The organism is Paraburkholderia sp. BR10936, assembly GCF_040965735.1.
Classification (GTDB): Bacteria; Pseudomonadota; Gammaproteobacteria; order Burkholderiales; family Burkholderiaceae; genus Paraburkholderia; species Paraburkholderia nodosa_A.
Window position 1 is genome coordinate 1 of sequence record NZ_JBFRCM010000034.1, and the last position, 17,419, is coordinate 17,419.

The window sequence follows — 17,419 nt, forward strand, 5'->3', positions numbered from 1 at the left end:
GGATCGTCACAAATAGCTGCGGGTCAAAGTCGTAGTCGGTATTGATGAGGATTTCGACGCCCGAGGCACGCGGCAGCAGATCCATGTAATTGAGCACGAATTCGACAAAGGGCGTGACGCGCGAGCGGATAATGAAAAGCGTGACCGTCATGTCGAGGTTATCGACGGCGTTCGCATACGCGCCGCCCGTGAGGATCATTGCGCCGGTAATGAGGTTCGGAAGCGACGCGTCCTGATAGTTTTTGACGACCTTCATGCGGATGAGCGTGCGCATTTCCTCATCGTTGGCCGTCGCGCTGTCCGCGATCGCACCGCCGTAGCGGTACCACTTGCCGCCCAGACGCTGGCCGCGCGTGAACGGCCCCGCATAGGGATTAGGAAAACTGGTCTGGTCGGGCTCGCCGTTGAAGCCGAAGAAGGTACGCGGCGCGGCTCCCTGCAGGATGCGCGAGACGCCGACGATGCGCCCGATCACGTCAAGCGAGATGCCCGTTACGTGGTCGATATCGTAGGTGTCCATCAAGGCCATGAAGCCCGCCCAGGTCGGCTTGACGAGCGTATCGAACAGCTCGGCGGTCGCCTTCGCGCGTGGCTTGCCCTTGTACTGCCAGACGAGCAGATCGCTATAGGCCATGATGTTTAAACCACCACGATAGAGACGTTGTCCGCATCGATCACGGCCTTCTCGCGCGGGCCGATCGCGATATCCTGCTCGGCGGGCGCGAGCGTATCGGTACCGATCCACAGGCGTGTCACGATGAAGCCAGGAATGCTGTACATCGGCGCATAAAGCTCGGTGCGGATAACCGGAATGCCGATCTTGAAGTTAAGGCGCGCGAGCGCTTCCGCGATCGCCTCATCGTCAATATCGGTAAAGTTCGCGCGGCGCGTAACCTGCGCTTCGACGTGCACCGCTACCTTGGTGGGGCGGTCGAACACGATTTCGCGCACGCGCGAAAACTGGTCAACCACATAGACCGTGCTTTCGCCCTGCATGCCTGTCCCGGCTGGCTTGCGCTGCAAAATGACCTGGCCGATGGAGCTTTCATCGCCGCCGTTGACCACCGCATTGATGGAGTTCGGCTCGGTGCCGTTGTGGTCGACATACTTCTTATAGTTCTCATAGACCTGCGCATCATCGACGCCGTTGAGCGCGAGCAGGTTGCCGAGCATGGAGCTGGCATCGTCCTGCGCGGTGCGCTCGCGCGAGAGGTAGAAGCGGGCGCGCAATGGCGGGTCCGTCTCCTGGTCGGTGCCGGTCGTGGCCGCGCGCGAGGTAATCGCGCTGACCCAGCCCGTCACGCCCGCGAGGATATCGAGCACCGTATTCGCGCCGACATTGAACGCACCGGCATCGACGCTCTGGAAATCGACGCGCGCGCTGCCGTTCGCATCGAGCCGCACGCGCTGCATCGAGCGCCACTGGATACCGGACTGGTCACGCGCGAGCGAGTCGGCAGGCACGTAAATGAGCGGCGTGCCCGAGAGAATCACCGAGCGCAGGTAGGAGGGGCTATCCACTGTGCGGCGGATGCCCGCGAAGTTCACCACGCGATCGAGGTTCGGCCCCGTCGCATAGTCGGGGTCCATCTGCCGCCACATTTCGCCCGCGAGTTCTTCAAGGTCGGCTAGCGCCTGCGACCACAGGCCAATCATCTGGCCATCGGGCGAGTCCGGGTCGGTGCTGATATCGGCGCCGTAGATGGTTTTCATCCCGGCGTCCATAGTCGAAATGATTTCGTCCAGCCGACGAATCACAAAGCCGCTATCGGTTAGCTGACCCATAGCTCACCACCACGGTTGAGGCGTTGCCGTCAGTCGTCTGCACTTCGGCGGTCACTTGCAGCTCGCGATCGGGCGAGAGCGTGAGGTCGAGCGAATCGAGTTGCGCGACGCCCGTTGTCTGGAGGATCGTGAGGCGCGCGGAGCGCTCGATATCGGCCAGGTTGGCGGGGCGCTCGAAATCGGTCAGCCACGGCATGCCGACTGCAAGGTTGAGAAACCAGTCACCGAGGAACATCAGCAGGCGCGTGCGCACGCGCTGCGCGGTCGATTCGCCATCGTCGGCATAGTTCGCCGTGCCCTGGCCGAACGTCCAGTCGCCGTAGGCATCGAGCCGTCTTACCTTCATCGCCTCGCATCCATACAAAAAGGCCCGCGCGAGCAGCGAAGCTCGAACGGGCCTGACGGGAAAACGCGCACGCTATGCGCACGCTCTGCGAATAAAAAGGGCGCGCGGCGGTCACCATCAGGGAACCGCGCGCGCCGTTGCGACCTGGTTCATTCCCCATGCCCCAATGCTGCGGCGCAAGGCGGCATGAGACAGAACAACGGGGGGAGGTCGCAGAAGCCTTTAGAAGGGGTAGCCCACGTTTCCGCCCTGTGGATCGTTGTGTGAGTGCCGGTCGTGACTCGCCACGTTCGGCGTCGTGATATCCAGCGCCGTCAGCCGGTTGGCGAGCGCGGCCTGTCCGCTCCCGCCGTTGCCTGGCGTGCTGGACAGGTCGCCTACGAGCAACGTATTGCCGTTGAGCGTAATTCCGGCCGGCGCGTTGATGACGAACCCGCCAGCAGGCGTCAGTACGGTCGAGCCCGCGCTGTTGCGGTTCGTCACGGTGCCGTCCGGGTCGAGCGTGACCGCCTGCGCGCCATCGACGGAGCGCAGCTCGGCGGAATCCGGCTTGTAACCTGGTATCGCCTTCGGTCGCGGCGAGACACCGACGAGCGCATAGGCGTCCGAGAGGTCATGCAACCGGTAGTCGGCGGGCGGCAATGCCTCGCCCTTCGAAAACCACGCGTCGATGCACCGGTCTGCAAAAACCAGCAGGCAGTCGTCGCCCGGCTTGACGGGCATCGTCACGCAGTACGGCCCGCCGCGCATGCAGTAGACCGGCACATCGGGCAGCGCCGGATACGCTTCGCTCGTGCCGTCCGCGAGCAGCTGCGCGAGCATCGGCTGTACGGTCGCGGTCTGCGAGTCCGGGTCGAAGAAGTCAATGCGCCCCGGCATCGCCACGCGCAGCGCGAGCGAGAGCGCATTGCTGGCCGTGTCCTGCGCGCGCTCGAACCCGCCCTGCTCGAACGGATAGTTGCCGTGGTTCATGGCGCGAGTTCCGCGACGCTCCAGACGCGTTTCTGGCCGGTTGCGAGCGCGGCGAGGTTCTGTGAGCCCACCTCGTAGCCGCCATCGTCTCCAGAGCCGTCTGAGCCAGCCGCAGGCCCCTTTGGGGGTGTCTCTTTTGCGACCTTCTGGAACTGGCCACCGATGACGACCAGTTGCGAGAGCCAGTCACCCTCGGCAAAGTCGCCCGAGTGGTGCACGCTCACGACCTTGTAATCGCCCGAGTAGTGGGGCAGGATCGATTGCACACGCACGACGCCGCCTACGAGGATTGCGGGATTGCAGAGGCAATTGACTTCAAGCCCGTTGTCGGTCTGCCGGGGCATGCCGACCATGCCGGTGTCCTGGCTGATAAGCGGGCCTGCGCCCGCGATCGCGGCATTGGCTGGGAGCATCACGATTGCGCCGTCCTGGATCGACCAGTCGGCCTCGTTGGCGCGCGCGAGGTTCGAGAGGCAGTCGCGCGTGTTGCCGCAATACACCCTCGCCCTCGCACTGCCCTCGGTACGGGTCACGCCCATGGCCCCGCGCGTGGTATCAGGCATGGTGCCGACGAGCGCACGCGCAGCCTGTGCATCGGTCGTACCGGCTGGCAGGGTCATGTTCGCCCGCGCGCTGGTATAGGCCGTATTGCCGTCGCCGCACTCCAGCTCGAGAACGAAATCCATGCCGTCGCGCTCCACGTTGGATTTCACGATATCGCCTGCGTAGATTACCCGTAGCGCCTCATAGCCGACCGAGAGCGCAACGGTCGTGTACAGCTTCGAAAGTACCGCACCCATGTGCTGGCGCGTGAGGTTCCAGATACGGATTTTTGCCGGGTTCGGGGTCTTTTCAAGCGTCTTGGTCACCTCAAAGGCGACGCGCAGATTGTTGAATGCAAACCCCTCGCTGCGCGAGCCTATGATGAGCTGGTAGCGCCGACCGAACTGCTGCATTTACTGCCTCATTGCAACGGCACTGGCGCGGCTTCGCGCACTTCATCCATGCTGCCGATCATGAGCACGCAGCGCCGCCCGAGGTCATCGATACTCACCGGGTCGAGCAGCGCCGCGGAGAGGTCCGCCAGCATGAAAATCCACTCGCGCCCGTAGCGCTGCCCGATCGGGATGCCGACTTCAAGTGGCACGTACTGCGCGATGTACTCCGAGGTATTCACGTCGAAGATATCCATGCGCCAGTGCTGGCCTACCGAATTCCAGATGATGGTCAGTTCGAGCGCATCCGTGCCGTAGTGCACCGTCATCTGTTGCGCGGGCGTCGCGTCGGCCGGCACAATATTCACAGCGACCACCCGCCCGTCAGGGCATTGAGCGATGAGCGCTTGAGCGTGCCTGCGTCGGGCGTCTGCACATTGCCCTTGTTACGCGTGGCCGACGACTGCGCATCCGAGCGCCCGCTTTTCGCGCCCGCTGCCGGGCCGGTCGGCCCGCCGCCTGCGACCGTGATCCCGCTCACGGTCTGCGTCTCCACGATGAACAGTTCCTGCGCCGTGACCGAGAGCGCTGCGCTGCCGTCGCGCGTCTGCGTCATGCTCGCGGCCACCACGAGCATGTTTTCGTAGTGCTGCGAGCCGGTAATGATTTCAACCATCTCGCCGCTTTTCTGGATCGCGCGCAGCGCATCGAAAACCTGCTCAACGCGCCGCGATCCGCTGGACATGTCGAGCGTATCGACCGGCTGGAAGTCGGGGAGCCAGGGCGCGAGCGCGCGCTGCAGATCGAGCGCGATAACCGGCGTCACATACGAGAGCGCGGGGCCGAGCTTGCGGCGGGCCTGCTGCAGCGTCTGCGGCGTGAACGTCATGAGCGGCACCGGGAGCGCGATGAGGTTGAGAAAATCGGCACTCTCGCGCGGGATGATGCTATCGGCCAGCGAATAATTCACGCCCGCAGGAGCCCAGTCCACCATCAAGCCCTGCACCGTCAGGCGGCGCGGCTCCAGTACCGCATGATCGGCCACCACCGCCCCGGATTCGACCGGGTTGTCGGTGATGCGCATCGTGGAGTCGTGCTGTTCCTGCTGCGTGAGGTCAATCCGTACCGTGCCGATGAGGCGCGATATCAGATAGACGTCCATCGCGCGAGCCTAGTCGGGTTCGGCGCCGAGCGGCAGGCCGATGGAGGCGCACACCACATTGCCCGCCTCGACCTGTTTCGGCGTCAGGAGCACATGGAAAATCTCGGCCTTGTGCAGACGGCAGAACGCCGAGAGCGCGGCGCGCGCGTTTTCCTCATGCCCTGGCATGCTCTCGCACGCGACGAGCGCCAGCGGCAAAACCAGATAGCGAAGTTTCATTGCACGACTCCAGAGCCCATGTTTCCCACCGCAGTCCGTGCGGTGCCCTGCAATTCCGTCTTGACGGCGCGTGCTGCCGCGCCGGGGTCGGTGCTCTGCACATTGACGGTCACGTTTTGTGTGAGCAGATTGTTGTTCGCCGTGCGCGTGGCACCCGCGCCGCCCTGGCTTCTCGGCAGGTTGCGCAGTGCGTTCGCGGTCGAACTGCCGGTCCCGGCTGGCATCGGCCCGCCCGTATTGAGCGCTTGCCCGCGTGCCTCCAGTTCGGCCTGGCTCGCGATACCCGCATTGCCGGGTAGCACGGCATTGCGTGCTGCGGCCACCGCGTCGCGCGCACTGCCGCCCTGTATCAACGTGCCCGCGAACGCCGCGACGCGCCCGAGCGTGTTGTCGATCAACTTGCCGATCGTGCCGAACACCCTGTTCGCCAGCGCCTCGATGATGTTGAATGCGTTGCGGAAGGCGTCGGTAAAGCCCTGCAGATCGCCACGCGCGAGCGCGACCCAGCCCGCGAGGCCGGTTGTGAGCAGATCGACCAGCGTCGTAAAAGCGAGCGTGACTGTCTCGATGGCCGCAATAAACACATCGCCAAAAATCATGTTGACGAGCTGCGCGAGCGGTTCGAGCGCCGCGACCAGATCCTTGATGCCCTGCCATACCGGCGCGAACGCGACCGCCGCCTGATTGACGTACTCCAGGAACGGCCCCCAGAACGCGCCGAGGCTTGATTGCCCGCCGTCGAGATACGTCATGAGATCATCGATGAGCAGCAGCAGCCCTGCGATGCCGGCGACGATCCACGTTATCGGGTTGAGCAGCATCGCGCGATTCCAGATCGCGAATGCGCCCGCGATGAGCAGCACGGCATTGCGCCAGCCGATGGTTTTGCCAATCACCCGGTCGAGGAAACTGATGAAATTAATCACCATCTGGCCTACATACTGCACCGCCGTAAAGAGGCGGTTAAGGCCGTCCTGTATGAGCACCCTGTTCTCGCGAAACCACGCCTTGAATGAGGCGATCATGCGATCGAGCGTCGGGATGAGCGAGAGCCCCACCAGCGTACGGAACTGCCCGAGCCCGAAGCGCAAATCCTTGAAACGGTTGTGCAGGTTCGATGCGGCTGCGGCCTGCTCGTCGGTATTGACGCCCCACTCGTTGGCCTGGTCGATGAGTTTGCCGAATTCCTCGCTCGTGAGACTTAGCAGCTCGCGCATCGATGCGTTAATTCCCATGCGCTGCAGAAACGCGGTCTGCTGCATCGCATTCATGCCGCGCATGCGCTCCTGTATGTCGCCAAGCACCTGATTCATGCCTTTCGTGGTGCCGTCCGCATTACGCGCCGAGAGGTTGTAGGCTTCAAAGGCTTTCGCGCCGCGCCCGATGCCGTTCTGCGCCTCGCCCATCACCTTAGCCAGCCGCGTGATCGACTCGCGCGCATCATCGACCGATGAGTTAGTCTGCGTGGCGGCATAGCCGAGTTGCTGGATGAATGCGACGCTCGTCTCGGTGTTGCGCGCCATTGCGCCCAGGCGGTCGAGGTCGCCCACGCTCGCGGCGAAGTAGCCCGCGATCGCCGTAGCGCCAGCGACGACGAGCCCCGCCACCTTTGTCGCGGCGGCGCCGATATTGAGCAGTTCACCCCGGAACGCCGCCGCCTTGTTTACGTCAGCGATGACGCCGAGCTTGACCAGATATTCATCGATCAGCATGGGCGCGGTCCCATTCGTCCAGCGCTTCGTGGAAGTCCATCAAATCCTCCAGCGAGTAGACCGTGCGCAGCTCGTGCCGCGTGCACAGGCCGCGCATTATTGGCCGGAAAAGAAACCACTTAACTTTGCCCGCAACGTGTCGACCATCTGGCGGGGCAGAATCTGTGCGAGTACCCCACCGTCGAAAAAACTGTCGAACTGGAACTGGAAGGCTTTCAGGATGAGCGGAATCATGTGGCCGCGATAGTGGTTGAAGTGCACGGCGCGCTGGCCGTCATCTTCGAGCCGGAACGGTTGCCCGCCACTCCGCGCAACGGCGATGTACTTATAGAGGAATTCACGTATCACGCGCGCATCGGGCGAACTCAAACCCGCTGCGAAACGCCCTACCGGCCATTCCGAGATATGCCCCGCCTTGTCGAGCGGAACGGTAAAGCCCTGCAGTAGCGGCGTGACGTGCTCCAGCAGCATGTCGAAAGCCGGTTCGGCCGGCGCGAGCATGAAAACATAGGTCACGTCGCCTAGCGTAATCTTGCGTTCCGCCTTCTCCGCGCGCTCCGTCTCGCGTACCGGTGCATCCATGATTAGCCCTCCTATTCAAACAAGCCGCGTTCGAGCCGCATCGTGAAGCTCGTAAAGACCATGGTCCACGTCATGGCGTTGTGCCCGTTGCCGCGCTGGTACTCGGGCGGCGTGGTGAAATAGCCGTTCTCGGCGGTGCACACGTCCTCGTTGAGCAGGTCGCGGATCGACAGGTAGAGCGGCGCAAAGCTCTTGATGCTCTGCCGCTGCGCGCGTCGCCACACGTCGAGCACGGCGTTATCGCGCGTGTGCTGTTTCATGCGAATCACGAGCGAGCCCGACTCATCGGGATTCTGCACGAATACGCCAGTGCCGCCCGCGCCGATGGTCAGTTCGCCATGATCGACCTGGAAGCGCGCAACGATCACGTCGTTGCCATCGGCCCAATCCTGGAGCCGCCAGTCGTTGATGAGTACGCTAACCTGTTTGGGATCAAAGACAGCCATGATGCCTCCCGCAAGCCGCTAAAATCAGCGGTCAAAATTCACAATGACGTCCGCGTGGTGGATCGCGCCCGCGAGTTTGAGCGCCACCTGAATAGGCGGTGCGCGCCGGTCCTGCCGGTCGCTCGTACTCAGGTTGTCTACCGTGTCGGCCCAGATGTACCAGCCCGTGTCGAGGTAATCGCCAGTCTCCAGCGTGCCGAACGGATCGCCGTTCCACACGCCAGGTGCGAACGCGCCATTGCGCACGCCATCCTTGCAGGCACGCTCAATCGCGGCGATGAGCCGGTGCGTACCGGCATCGGTCAACGGCACCTTCGTCACGCTCTGGTAAAGCACGGCGAACACGTTTTTCTGCGCCGCGTCGCAGAACCAGTCCAGAATGTGGATCTCATCGAAGAAGCGCCCGCCGATGACCATGCCCTCCGCGACCATCGGCACGGTGTCGAAGTAGGCGTAGTAATTCATGCCGAGCGCCTTGGCCTTCGCGGCCTCGGTTTCGGTGATGGGCTCGGGCGTAACCAGCGGTTGCTGTTTAAACTTCATCGTGAGCGTGGTATTGCTGCCCGCGAAGTTGACCGCGAGTGCACGCGCGAGGAACGAGACGATTGCATAGCGGTCGTCGTGGTCATACTGCGCAACGACGCGATATGCCTGCTGGTCGTAGAGCCGTCGAAAAACGTTGGTCTGCACCATTTCAAGCTGTGCGGCATTCATCGACGTGACGCCGAACACCTTGCGGTCAGCAGCCATGATGTATTCCGTGGTCGTGCTGATTTCGTCGTCGCTCAGAGGCGACTTGCACACGACCGCTGCATACCAGTCGCTGTAGGTTTGCGAGAGCGTGTGAAGCGCCTCGGGGATGGTCTGCGCGCCGAGCTGCTGCTGGTCCACACCCGGCACGATGTAGGTGGGCGCGACGTTATCCAGGCCGAGCCATGCGCCGATATAGTCAGGGTCGGTCGAGTCGCCAGTGACGAAGCCAATCTGCGTGGTCGCGCCAAGCGTCAGGCTTTCCACGATGAAGCGGGTACCGGCGCTATCCCACCGGAAGCCGAGCCCTTCGGGGCGGGTCACGCCATCGATCGCGGTTGCGATCTGCGCGAAGCTGGTACGCCCCGAGAGGTCGATACCCTCGAACGCGCGCACCACGTCATTGACGGGCACGCTAAAGGTAGCCGACGAGAGCGCGGCGAAGTCACCGACCGGGCGCGTGACGGGCCGACCGAAGATGGCGGCGGCCGTCGCGGGGATACTCGCATCGGCGGCGTCCCAGCGCCCGATAAGGATCTGGCGCGGGCGCGGCGACTGCGCAAAAAACTTCGTCGCCGCCGCGTAGGTTTCGGAGTTAATGCCGAAGGCGGCGCCGATCGCGTCGATGGAGCCGTAGAGCAGCCACGTCGCGCCCTGTGACGTGAACGGCTCCACTTCGGGCGTAACCAGCACGATCATGCCGAAGTTGCGGCGGCTCGGTGCAAGCGGCTGGATATTGAGCTGGACATTTACGACCAGCGAGAGCGGAAGCGAGGTAGTCATTTGCGCGCGTCCATAAAAAAAGCCCCGCGCGTGGCGGGGCTTCGGTTTGCGAAATTGCGCATTCGCGCAAGCTCACGGTTCGTCGGGCGGTCTGACCGGAACGTGTTCAATCACGAGTTCGTCTGCGCCCATCGTTGTGTGTACGTACAGGTCCGCGAGCCGGATCGCCTCCAGCTCCGTTTCAAAAATGCGCACCGTTGAAAGCGTGGCGAGAAAGCGCGAGCGGTGCTCCTGCTGGCCAGCCAGGCCGGTGAGGTCCAGGCTCGGGCGCGTGTCGATGAGCGCACAGCGCTCGCGGCGAAACATCGCCTGCCCACTCTCGCCCTGCATCGCGGCGCGCGCGAACTCTGCGAACTCATCCGCGCCGTTGCCGTAGGCTTCAAAAACCCACGTTTCGAGCACCGAAACCGTGATGCGCTCGCGCTCGGACTGGCCGTAGAAGTCAGTACGCGCAGGCCCGAGCGGAATCACCGACTCCAGGCAGAACGTGCAGAAGGCACGACCGCCGACCGGCCCGCCCGACCACGTTTCGCGCACGTCGCCGCTAGGGAGTTGCAAAAGCGCCGCCACCCGGGACCGTAGTGCCCCCGAGTCGAGTCGCTGTAGCGTCGTAAAAGCCATAATCGCTGTAGTCCTGCAGGCGCGCGACGCGCCAGCGGTCGCCATGCCATTCGATCTGGTCGCCCTGCCTGACCGGTTCGAGCGCATAGACCTTGATGCCCTCAAGGTAGCGTTCGCCCTCGGGCAGCATCGCCATGGCGTCATCGCTCGCGGGGTGGATCGCAGCGGTAATCGTGCCAGGCGTGAGCGTTTCGACCCAATGCCCGCCCGCGTCGTAGTGGCCGCTGCGGCGGTGAATCGGCCACTCGCCTACCCACTCCGGGTCGAGCACCACGTCTGCGAGATTCATCATTTCGTTTCCCCTGCGCGGCGCACAATACCCTGCACGGACTGCCGTAGCTGGCCGGAATCAATGAGCGGGGTCGATGAGCCCTTGCGCGCTACCGTCGCGGGCTTTAGCTCCACGAAGGCGGGAACCGGGTTCGTGATTTCCTCCTGCACTCCCGCCGCGGCGTCCAGCGCCAGCCGCCCGTAGGCATAGTCGAGCGTGGCCTGTCCCGCATAGACGCGCCGCAGGTCCGCAGCCAGGCCGCGCATGTAGCGCTCGCGCCGGTTGAATACGGACTGGCGCAGGAACGGACGCGCGGGGATACCCGCTGCCGGTGCGCCCAGGTCGTGAATGGCCGCAAGCTCGGCAAGCGTGATGCCGCCGCCCTCGTGCTCGCCGCTATCTGCGGGGTAGCCGACGACGACTTCATACTTAGGCGTGGACATAACCCGATCGAGGATGCGATCGAGGTTCGAGAAGTCAAAGGGCGGGCCAGTCTGGGCCATACATGACTCCCGATCCATACTCGTCGCGCTCATCGGGCGGCTCGGCCGGGATCGGCGTGCCAGGCAACGGAAGGCTGGCGTTGAGCACGACTGCGCCCATGCCGACGATGCGCGCCATGGACCACCACTCGATGCCGTAGGTCGTCAGCGACAGAAAGTACGGCACCTGTCCAGGTCCGCCAGTCGTTGACGAACTGCCCGTCGTGCCATACGTGATCGAGAGCGCGCCTGCGCGCCGTGAGAGTGCGAAGCGGAATATGCCCGTAGCCACGCCTCCACCAGCCGCGCTAGCGCTCTGCGCGCGCTGGTTCGCGAGCGCGAGAAGGTGAGCCGCCAGCGTACACACGCCCTGCACATACTTGCTTTCCCAGCGCGAGTAGCCATTCCACGGCAACGCATCTTCAAGCGCCGCCGTAACCTGCTCATCGGAGTTGGATTCGAACTCGGGAAAGCGCGCGCGAAACTCCGCAACCGTGACTTCCGGCGCGGCGCGACGCGTGCTCATGACGATGACGGCGGCGGGGATTTTTTCGGGCGCCGGCGCGAGGCGACATTTTCCGTCTCGGCCTCGGCGTCCTCGCGCTCGGCGGTCTGTGCAGGCGTCTCGGGCTGCTCGGTATATTCCTCGGCGCTCGCCTCGGTTAGCGTCTCATCATCGACGTAGTGTTTGCCGAACTTCGATGCCTTGAATTTCGCCCACACGGTCGCATCCACTGGCGTGATGCGGCGCGCGGCCAGCTCGATATTGCGCGGGATACCAGGAATAATGACGGGTGCCTTGCTGCTGTTCTGCACGTAGACCACCGACGCTTCGCGCGTCTTGCTATCAGCCATGAAAATTCCCCTTAGAGCCCGTCCACATACAGGCCGGACTTCGGATACTTCCAGTTCACCCCGGCATACTTGTACTCGGCCGGAATCTGCGTCTCGAGCCCGAAAATTTGCGGCGCGTGGAAAATGATCGGCATCGGGATATACATGACCAGGTTGCGCTGGTTTTTCTCGTAGACGATCATGCGCGCCGTGCCGTTGGTGCCCGCCTCATCGAGGTCCGGGCCACCGACGAAATCCACATTGGTGTTGTGCTCAACGCGCGAGAGGTTGTTTTCCTGCAGGAACGTCAGAATCGTCGTGTCGCTGTTGGGCGAGCGCGGCGTGCTGGCAATGTGGCCGAACTGCGGGCCGGGGAGCACGATCGTATCGACCACGCTGTTACGCTTGGTCTGTGTCCAGACCTGCGTGATGGCGCGATTCACGTCCATGAGGATCGCATCGGGCGAGGTTGCCGGGTTGAGCCAGTCGCCGGTAATGGCGGGCATGACCGGCACATACGGGTTATTGAAAACGCCCGTCAGTTCGTACTCGCCATAGAGGCCGACAACGTTCATGTGCCGCTCGTAGGCGTCCATGCATGCCTCGGCGCGGTCGGTGTCGAGCGGCAGGTTGAGGTGGCCGCTCGTGCGCAATTCCTCGAACGTGAACGCATAGGAGAGCGCGCCCGTTTCGATCGGAATCGTCTCCATGGCGTAGTAGACGTCAACGCGCGGCAGATCGCGGCCTTTCAGCGCATGGCGGCGGCCACGGCCCGCATAGTCCTTCATCTTGTATGCGACGCTCGTAGCCCAATCGCCAGGCTCGTTGCTGATAGGCACGAGGCGTTCATAGTCCAGCGGCTCGCGCAGCCGTTCGAACACCTCGGTTTCGATATAGGCGAGCTGCGAGACGAGGAACGCAAGCGCCTCGGGCGAGTCCACCAGTTGCAGTTGAGGGTTCGAGAGAAAATCCCGGAACACCTGGAGTCGGTTCGGCTTCATTGCGCTCCCCTAAAAAAGAAAAGCCGCCCTCTCGGGCGGCTCGCATGCCTTACTGTTGATGCCTTATGTTTGGTGTTCAGTCGCCACCAGCGGCGGCGGCTGGCTTCATACGGTTCACGCGTGCGATAGCGATGCCGCCCGCTGCGGCCTTGCTATCCCAGAACGCGCCGGCCACCGGCAGTGCGCCGCCGACCGTGAGCGTGCCGTCGAGGTCCGCGCCTACCGCATCGCCTACCTCGCATCCGGCCTTGCAGATCGCCCACACGCGCCCGAATTCCATCACCGGGACCGGCGCGCTCGGCGGATAGAACCACTCCCCTTCCTCATTGGCAGGCCACACCGCGTGCCGCACCGTAATCCCGGCGACTTCGCTGCCCGCCGCGAGCGCCGCAATGCGGCCATCCCCATCGACGCCCACGGCATAGCCGGGACCGATCGGCGCGTTGGTGTTGTTCGTGTACGAGACGATGGACGAAATATTCACGTCCACGTCCATACCCGGAATGCCAGGATCGAACAGCAGATCGCCGTATGTACCAAGGTCGATTCTTCCCATGACGTTCTCCCATTACCCGTTACCTTTCACTTGGCCGCCACGCGCACGAGGCGCGTCGTCTGCCGCTTGACCCAGCTCGCGCGCGCAGCGTCCGGGTCGGGCAGTCCGTCAGCGGTCACGGCGTGTTCGCGCGCGCCATCCCTGCCGCCTCCACCGCCACCCTTCGCGGCGGCATCCTCGGCGCGCATCGAGGCGGTGAGCGCATCAGCTACGGGGTCGCTGCGGCGCGGCGCGGGCTCGGCTGCGCTCGATGCGAGGACCGCGAACGCAGTGCGAATCGACGCTTCGTCGGCGTCATCGAGCGACTTGCCTGACAACACCGCGTCAATGAGCGGCTTGCGCGCGTCATACATGGAGGCGACTACCTCGCGGCGGATCGCTGCGCACGTCTTGCCGTCCGTAACGATCTTCGGCATGAGGCGCTTGGCGTGATCGAGCGTCTTGACCCAATCGGCCACCATCGCGTCGCGCTGCTCGGGCGTCATCGCGTCCTTGCCAAGCTGGGCGATCCGTGTGGCCTGGTCGTCAATGACAGCCTGAATGGCGCTGGGATTGCTGACCGTTAGTTGTGCTTCTCCGTATCTGACGGTGGAGGCGAGTGCGGTTTTCTGCGTTTCGATCGTGGCCTGCGCTTGAGATAGTTGCGACTGCAACTTCTCGACGGTCGCTGCCGCAACATCGTCAAGCTCAAGCGGGATGCCATCGACAACAATGCGTCGAGTACTCATGGCGTTAGCTCCTGGCATTTCCGCATCAGCGATCGAGCAGGCCGCGCCGCAGCGCGCCGCCCTTACCAGTGCGACGGAATTGATGCGGATATCCCGTTGCACTGCGTCGTAAGCCATCCCCTCGTGCGTGCCTGCGGTCCAGTCAAGCGTCGCGTCATACGTGGCACTGAGCTGTTTTTTGCCCGCGTCGATGGCATCGAGCGCATCCTGTGACTGGAAAATCAGGTCGGCGCCGACATAGATTCCGTCGCGGTGCGGCGCGACCACGGTCCCGACCGCCTTCTCTTTCCAGTTCTTCGGCGTGACCCTGCCAACGTGCTCGTTCGTGATGGGCGTGCCGCTGTAGGTCGCCATCGAGGCGGGTGCAAACACTTCTTCGGGCGGGCGGTAGACGCCGATTACGCGCATCGGGTCGCCATCCGTCATATCCAGCTCGAAGGCGCGGTAGAACTGCACGCCGGTACGCGCCACACGCGCAGGCACGGTTACAAAGCCGTCCGGGTGCTGCACGCGGCGGCTCATCTCCACATCGATAAACTCGCGCATGGCTATTTCTTCCGGTCGTTTTTGGTGACTTCGATCCCCGGATAGCGGCGTGCTACCTTGTTCTGCACCTTGCGTTGCTCGGCAGGCGTGCCGTGCTGCGCGATGCGCGCGAGCGCGTTGCGTGCGCGCGCGGGGGTGTTGACCGGGTAGCGCTTGCCTGGCAAGGCAAAGTTTTCGGGGGCAATGCGAGCGCGCCCCTTGGCGGTAATGGCCATGACAAAATCCCTCCTACACTTCCTCGCCGTTCTCGCTATAGCCGAGCAGCGGTATGGCAACGCAACGGCAGTTCACGTCATCGCCGGGGTGCCCCGTCTCGGCGGGCGGATCGTCCCAGGCGAACACCTTCCCTTCGTTCGCGGCATGCGTTTCGCGCACGCGCTCATCGCCCGCGGTGGACCACCGGTAGTGCGTGATGCCGAGATCGGTTTGCCGTGCCTGCGTGATGGCGGCATTCGTTTTTGCGGTCTGGTCGCGCGCGATCAACTTGGCGCGGTTCTCGGTCACGCCGTACAGTTCCTGAATGTCACTGGCGAGCGTTTCGTATCGCGCGCCCTGCTGCACGCCCAGGAACACACGCTGATTGAGCCCGCGCAGGTACTCGCTCGGGATCGAGCGGATCAGCTCGACGTTCATGCGGCGCGCAAGGTTGAGCGTCGGGGCAATGTCCTGCCCTTCCAGCAGCGCCGTAATGTCGAGGCCGTAGGCGCTCTGGATCGAGGTGCGCAGTGCTTCCTTGGTCGCCTCGTTCTGCGCGCCGATCATCGCTTCCGCGAGCGCTTCGGGACGCCATGCCATGCGCGAAACCGTGTCGGCCGAAATCGACGCGATCGCGCGTTCGATGGCCATCAGCACAGCGCCGCTCGTGACGTCGCGCACGTCGCGCATGAGAGAATCGCCAACGTGATAGGCCCACTCGTACGAGCGCAGCACCGGCAGCAGATGCGTGGCCGTGGCACTGGCAAGCTCGCGCGCAATCACCAGCAGCGCATTGCGGTAACGCAGCTCGACCCTATGCGACGGGCGCGCTGGCCGTAGCTGGCGCGGTCGCAGCGGCACCAGCCGCCCCTCCCGCGTTCGCCGCTGGCTGACCAGTTGGTGGAGACTGAACACCCGGCAATCCCTGCTGTGGCGGCGGCATGTAGTTAGCCATTTCCTCGGCCGCCCTGATATCGTCGTCGGTGATCGGATAGGTGTTGTCGGCGCGTAGCTGCTGCAGCACCTTCGCCTCGGTCACCACCGCCCGGTTGATATAGATTTCGTCACGCTGTGCTTTCCACAAACCGGCCTGCGCGGCGTCCTTTTCGTTCATCTGCCAGAGCGGCTTGAACGAGATTTCGAGATCGTCAATGAGCCGCCCGAAGGCGTTCATCGAAAGGATCGCGTAGAGCAGTTCGAGCACCGGGCGCAGCGTCTTTTCCTGCTTGCTCTTGATGGCGTCGTAGTAGTTGCGCATGTCGCTTTCGCCGGTCGCGTTCATGCCGCGAGGCGCGACGCCGAATAGACGCGTGGCCGGTATGTCGGTCGCCCCTGCAATGCGCTCCATGAACGTGCGCAGCACTTCGGGGATACCCGCGAAGCTGTTGATTTTCTTGTCGTAGTCGTCCTGCGCATCGAGCACCAGCGCATGGTTGACGCTTTTCATGAGCGCCGCCAGCTCGAAGCGCTTTTTCAGCGTCTCCGTTCCTTCGTCGCTCGCAAGCTGGATACGCAGCTGGTCGATCTTGAGCACATCGACGCAGGCTTCGAAAAACATGCTCGCCGTGCACTCCGCAACCGTGTCATTGCGCTGTAGCTCGTCGTACAGTGACTGCAGTACGCTGTCGCTCCACCACTGGTTCAGGCGCAGCAACGTGACCGGCAGTTGCGAGCCGTCCATGATGAGCAGCCGCGAGTTGTGAATGAGTTGCTGGTTCGGGCCGCGAATGCGATAAAACTCCGGTCGCCAGTTCGGATTCTTGAGGTCGATCATCGGCACGTTCGAGGCCGGGAAAATGTGCCAGCGATCGAGCACGATGAGGCCGTTAAGCGTGCCGGGGCGGATCGACTCCACATCGAGCGGCATCGCCGGGTCGTCGCCCTCGATGGAGGGGTAGAGCGCACAGCCGCCGTAGAGCCGCCCCCACTTGATGACCGAGGTCACGATATCGACCACGCTGAATTCGCGCTCCGCATCCTCAAGCGTCTCGCGCGCGTCGCCGTTGTTCGTCTCCAGGTTGATCCACTCGCGCGTCATGTCCTCGGCGGGCGCATCGACCACCTTGCGACAGAGCCAGTTGCTGGCGTACATCGCCTCCAGCTCGCGCTGGCTGATACGGTTGCGAAAGACATACGCGCCATAGCTCATCTTGTCGGAGCGCGTCATCAGGCCCGCAACGAAGTTGCGCAGCGTATCGAGCCAGTGGACCCCGGCGTGATGACGCGGCGCACGCGGCGCGGGCAGAGCGCTCATGTCCGATACCAGTACCAGCCCTCACCGCCGCAGCGCGTGCACGGCAGCAGGCCATCGTTGTACGGGTCGCCGCCCGAGCCGCCGCAGGCAGGACAGATATCGCGCAGCGAGCCGCCAAGGGCATCGCCCAGGTAGGTGCCTTCGTCCTCGTCAATGTAGGGCGGGTCGTCAGGCGGCGGGTCGGGTACCGTGACCGCCACCGGCACGTAGTCATGAAAGGTCGTCATGCTTGCCTCCAT

The 17,419-nt window shown here is 63.6% G+C and carries 24 protein-coding genes; all 24 read right to left on the bottom strand.

Annotated elements, in window-relative coordinates; translation table 11 throughout:
- Window positions 1-634, bottom strand: a 634-nt coding sequence (locus AB4Y36_RS38015) for a DUF2612 domain-containing protein (protein WP_368685661.1), incomplete at its 3' end; no start/stop codon positions are given.
- A 5-nt stretch (window positions 635-639) separates the two neighbouring features.
- Window positions 640-1,713 (bottom strand): baseplate J/gp47 family protein, encoded by a 1,074-nt coding sequence (locus AB4Y36_RS38020; RefSeq protein WP_368685662.1) that lies wholly within the window; start codon window positions 1,711-1,713, stop codon window positions 640-642.
- A gap of 52 nt (window positions 1,714-1,765) precedes the next feature.
- A complete protein-coding gene (locus AB4Y36_RS38025) occupies window positions 1,766-2,131 on the bottom strand; it encodes a hypothetical protein (RefSeq protein WP_368685663.1) in 366 nt (121 codons plus the stop codon).
- Window positions 2,132-2,353: 222 nt separating this feature from the next.
- Window positions 2,354-3,103, bottom strand: coding sequence for a Gp138 family membrane-puncturing spike protein (locus AB4Y36_RS38030; protein ID WP_368685664.1), 750 nt, complete (start codon window positions 3,101-3,103; stop codon window positions 2,354-2,356).
- Window positions 3,100-4,059, bottom strand: a complete 960-nt coding sequence (locus AB4Y36_RS38035) for a hypothetical protein (RefSeq protein WP_368685665.1) — start codon at window positions 4,057-4,059, stop codon at window positions 3,100-3,102. The genes AB4Y36_RS38030 and AB4Y36_RS38035 overlap by 4 nt, the downstream gene beginning before the upstream one ends.
- A gap of 8 nt (window positions 4,060-4,067) precedes the next feature.
- Complete coding sequence (locus AB4Y36_RS38040) at window positions 4,068-4,406, bottom strand: hypothetical protein (RefSeq protein ID WP_368685666.1); 339 nt, start codon at window positions 4,404-4,406, stop codon at window positions 4,068-4,070.
- On the bottom strand, window positions 4,403-5,200 hold the full coding sequence (locus AB4Y36_RS38045; protein ID WP_368685667.1) for a phage baseplate protein: 798 nt from the start codon (window positions 5,198-5,200) through the stop codon (window positions 4,403-4,405). The genes AB4Y36_RS38040 and AB4Y36_RS38045 overlap by 4 nt, the downstream gene beginning before the upstream one ends.
- 9 nt (window positions 5,201-5,209) lie before the next feature.
- A complete protein-coding gene (locus tag AB4Y36_RS38050) occupies window positions 5,210-5,419 on the bottom strand; it encodes a hypothetical protein (RefSeq protein ID WP_368685668.1) in 210 nt (69 codons plus the stop codon).
- Entirely contained in the window at window positions 5,416-7,131 is a 1,716-nt protein-coding gene (locus AB4Y36_RS38055; RefSeq protein WP_368685669.1) for a hypothetical protein, read from the bottom strand. The genes AB4Y36_RS38050 and AB4Y36_RS38055 overlap by 4 nt, the downstream gene beginning before the upstream one ends.
- A 96-nt stretch (window positions 7,132-7,227) precedes the next feature.
- The gene (locus tag AB4Y36_RS38060) at window positions 7,228-7,713 is read right to left on the bottom strand and encodes a phage tail assembly chaperone (RefSeq protein WP_368685670.1); all 486 of its coding nucleotides are present in this window, start codon (window positions 7,711-7,713) and stop codon (window positions 7,228-7,230) included.
- An 11-nt stretch (window positions 7,714-7,724) separates the two neighbouring features.
- Window positions 7,725-8,159, bottom strand: coding sequence for a phage protein (locus AB4Y36_RS38065; RefSeq protein WP_368685671.1), 435 nt, complete (start codon window positions 8,157-8,159; stop codon window positions 7,725-7,727).
- A gap of 24 nt (window positions 8,160-8,183) precedes the next feature.
- Entirely contained in the window at window positions 8,184-9,692 is a 1,509-nt protein-coding gene (locus AB4Y36_RS38070; protein WP_368685672.1) for a DUF3383 domain-containing protein, read from the bottom strand.
- Between the two features lie 72 nt (window positions 9,693-9,764).
- Window positions 9,765-10,250, bottom strand: coding sequence for a hypothetical protein (locus AB4Y36_RS38075; RefSeq protein WP_368685673.1), 486 nt, complete (start codon window positions 10,248-10,250; stop codon window positions 9,765-9,767).
- Window positions 10,237-10,605, bottom strand: a complete 369-nt coding sequence (locus tag AB4Y36_RS38080) for a hypothetical protein (RefSeq protein ID WP_368685674.1) — start codon at window positions 10,603-10,605, stop codon at window positions 10,237-10,239. Before AB4Y36_RS38080 ends, AB4Y36_RS38075 begins: the two co-directional genes overlap by 14 nt.
- Window positions 10,602-11,027, bottom strand: a complete 426-nt coding sequence (locus AB4Y36_RS38085; RefSeq protein WP_368685675.1) for a hypothetical protein — start codon at window positions 11,025-11,027, stop codon at window positions 10,602-10,604. Before AB4Y36_RS38085 ends, AB4Y36_RS38080 begins: the two co-directional genes overlap by 4 nt.
- Before the next feature lie 34 nt (window positions 11,028-11,061).
- On the bottom strand, window positions 11,062-11,592 hold the full coding sequence (locus tag AB4Y36_RS38090; RefSeq protein ID WP_368685676.1) for a DUF4054 domain-containing protein: 531 nt from the start codon (window positions 11,590-11,592) through the stop codon (window positions 11,062-11,064).
- On the bottom strand, window positions 11,589-11,921 hold the full coding sequence (locus AB4Y36_RS38095; protein ID WP_368685677.1) for a hypothetical protein: 333 nt from the start codon (window positions 11,919-11,921) through the stop codon (window positions 11,589-11,591). The genes AB4Y36_RS38090 and AB4Y36_RS38095 overlap by 4 nt, the downstream gene beginning before the upstream one ends.
- 11 nt (window positions 11,922-11,932) lie before the next feature.
- Window positions 11,933-12,901 carry a DUF2184 domain-containing protein gene (locus tag AB4Y36_RS38100; protein ID WP_368685678.1) on the bottom strand — a complete coding sequence of 323 codons (969 nt, stop codon included), beginning with the start codon at window positions 12,899-12,901 and terminating at the stop codon, window positions 11,933-11,935.
- Between the two features lie 76 nt (window positions 12,902-12,977).
- The gene (locus tag AB4Y36_RS38105; protein WP_368685679.1) at window positions 12,978-13,457 is read right to left on the bottom strand and encodes a hypothetical protein; all 480 of its coding nucleotides are present in this window, start codon (window positions 13,455-13,457) and stop codon (window positions 12,978-12,980) included.
- A gap of 26 nt (window positions 13,458-13,483) precedes the next feature.
- Window positions 13,484-14,731 carry a DUF2213 domain-containing protein gene (locus AB4Y36_RS38110; RefSeq protein WP_368685680.1) on the bottom strand — a complete coding sequence of 416 codons (1,248 nt, stop codon included), beginning with the start codon at window positions 14,729-14,731 and terminating at the stop codon, window positions 13,484-13,486.
- Window positions 14,732-14,733: 2 nt separating this feature from the next.
- Window positions 14,734-14,946: a hypothetical protein gene (locus AB4Y36_RS38115; protein ID WP_368685681.1), complete on the bottom strand. Its 213-nt coding sequence runs from the start codon at window positions 14,944-14,946 to the stop codon at window positions 14,734-14,736.
- A 13-nt stretch (window positions 14,947-14,959) separates the two neighbouring features.
- Entirely contained in the window at window positions 14,960-15,787 is an 828-nt protein-coding gene (locus tag AB4Y36_RS38120) for a phage minor head protein (RefSeq protein WP_368685682.1), read from the bottom strand.
- Window positions 15,741-17,180, bottom strand: coding sequence for a DUF1073 domain-containing protein (locus tag AB4Y36_RS38125; protein WP_368685683.1), 1,440 nt, complete (start codon window positions 17,178-17,180; stop codon window positions 15,741-15,743). Before AB4Y36_RS38125 ends, AB4Y36_RS38120 begins: the two co-directional genes overlap by 47 nt.
- Complete coding sequence (locus AB4Y36_RS38130; protein ID WP_368685684.1) at window positions 17,177-17,407, bottom strand: hypothetical protein; 231 nt, start codon at window positions 17,405-17,407, stop codon at window positions 17,177-17,179. The genes AB4Y36_RS38125 and AB4Y36_RS38130 overlap by 4 nt, the downstream gene beginning before the upstream one ends.
- Window positions 17,408-17,419 lie beyond the last annotated feature (12 nt).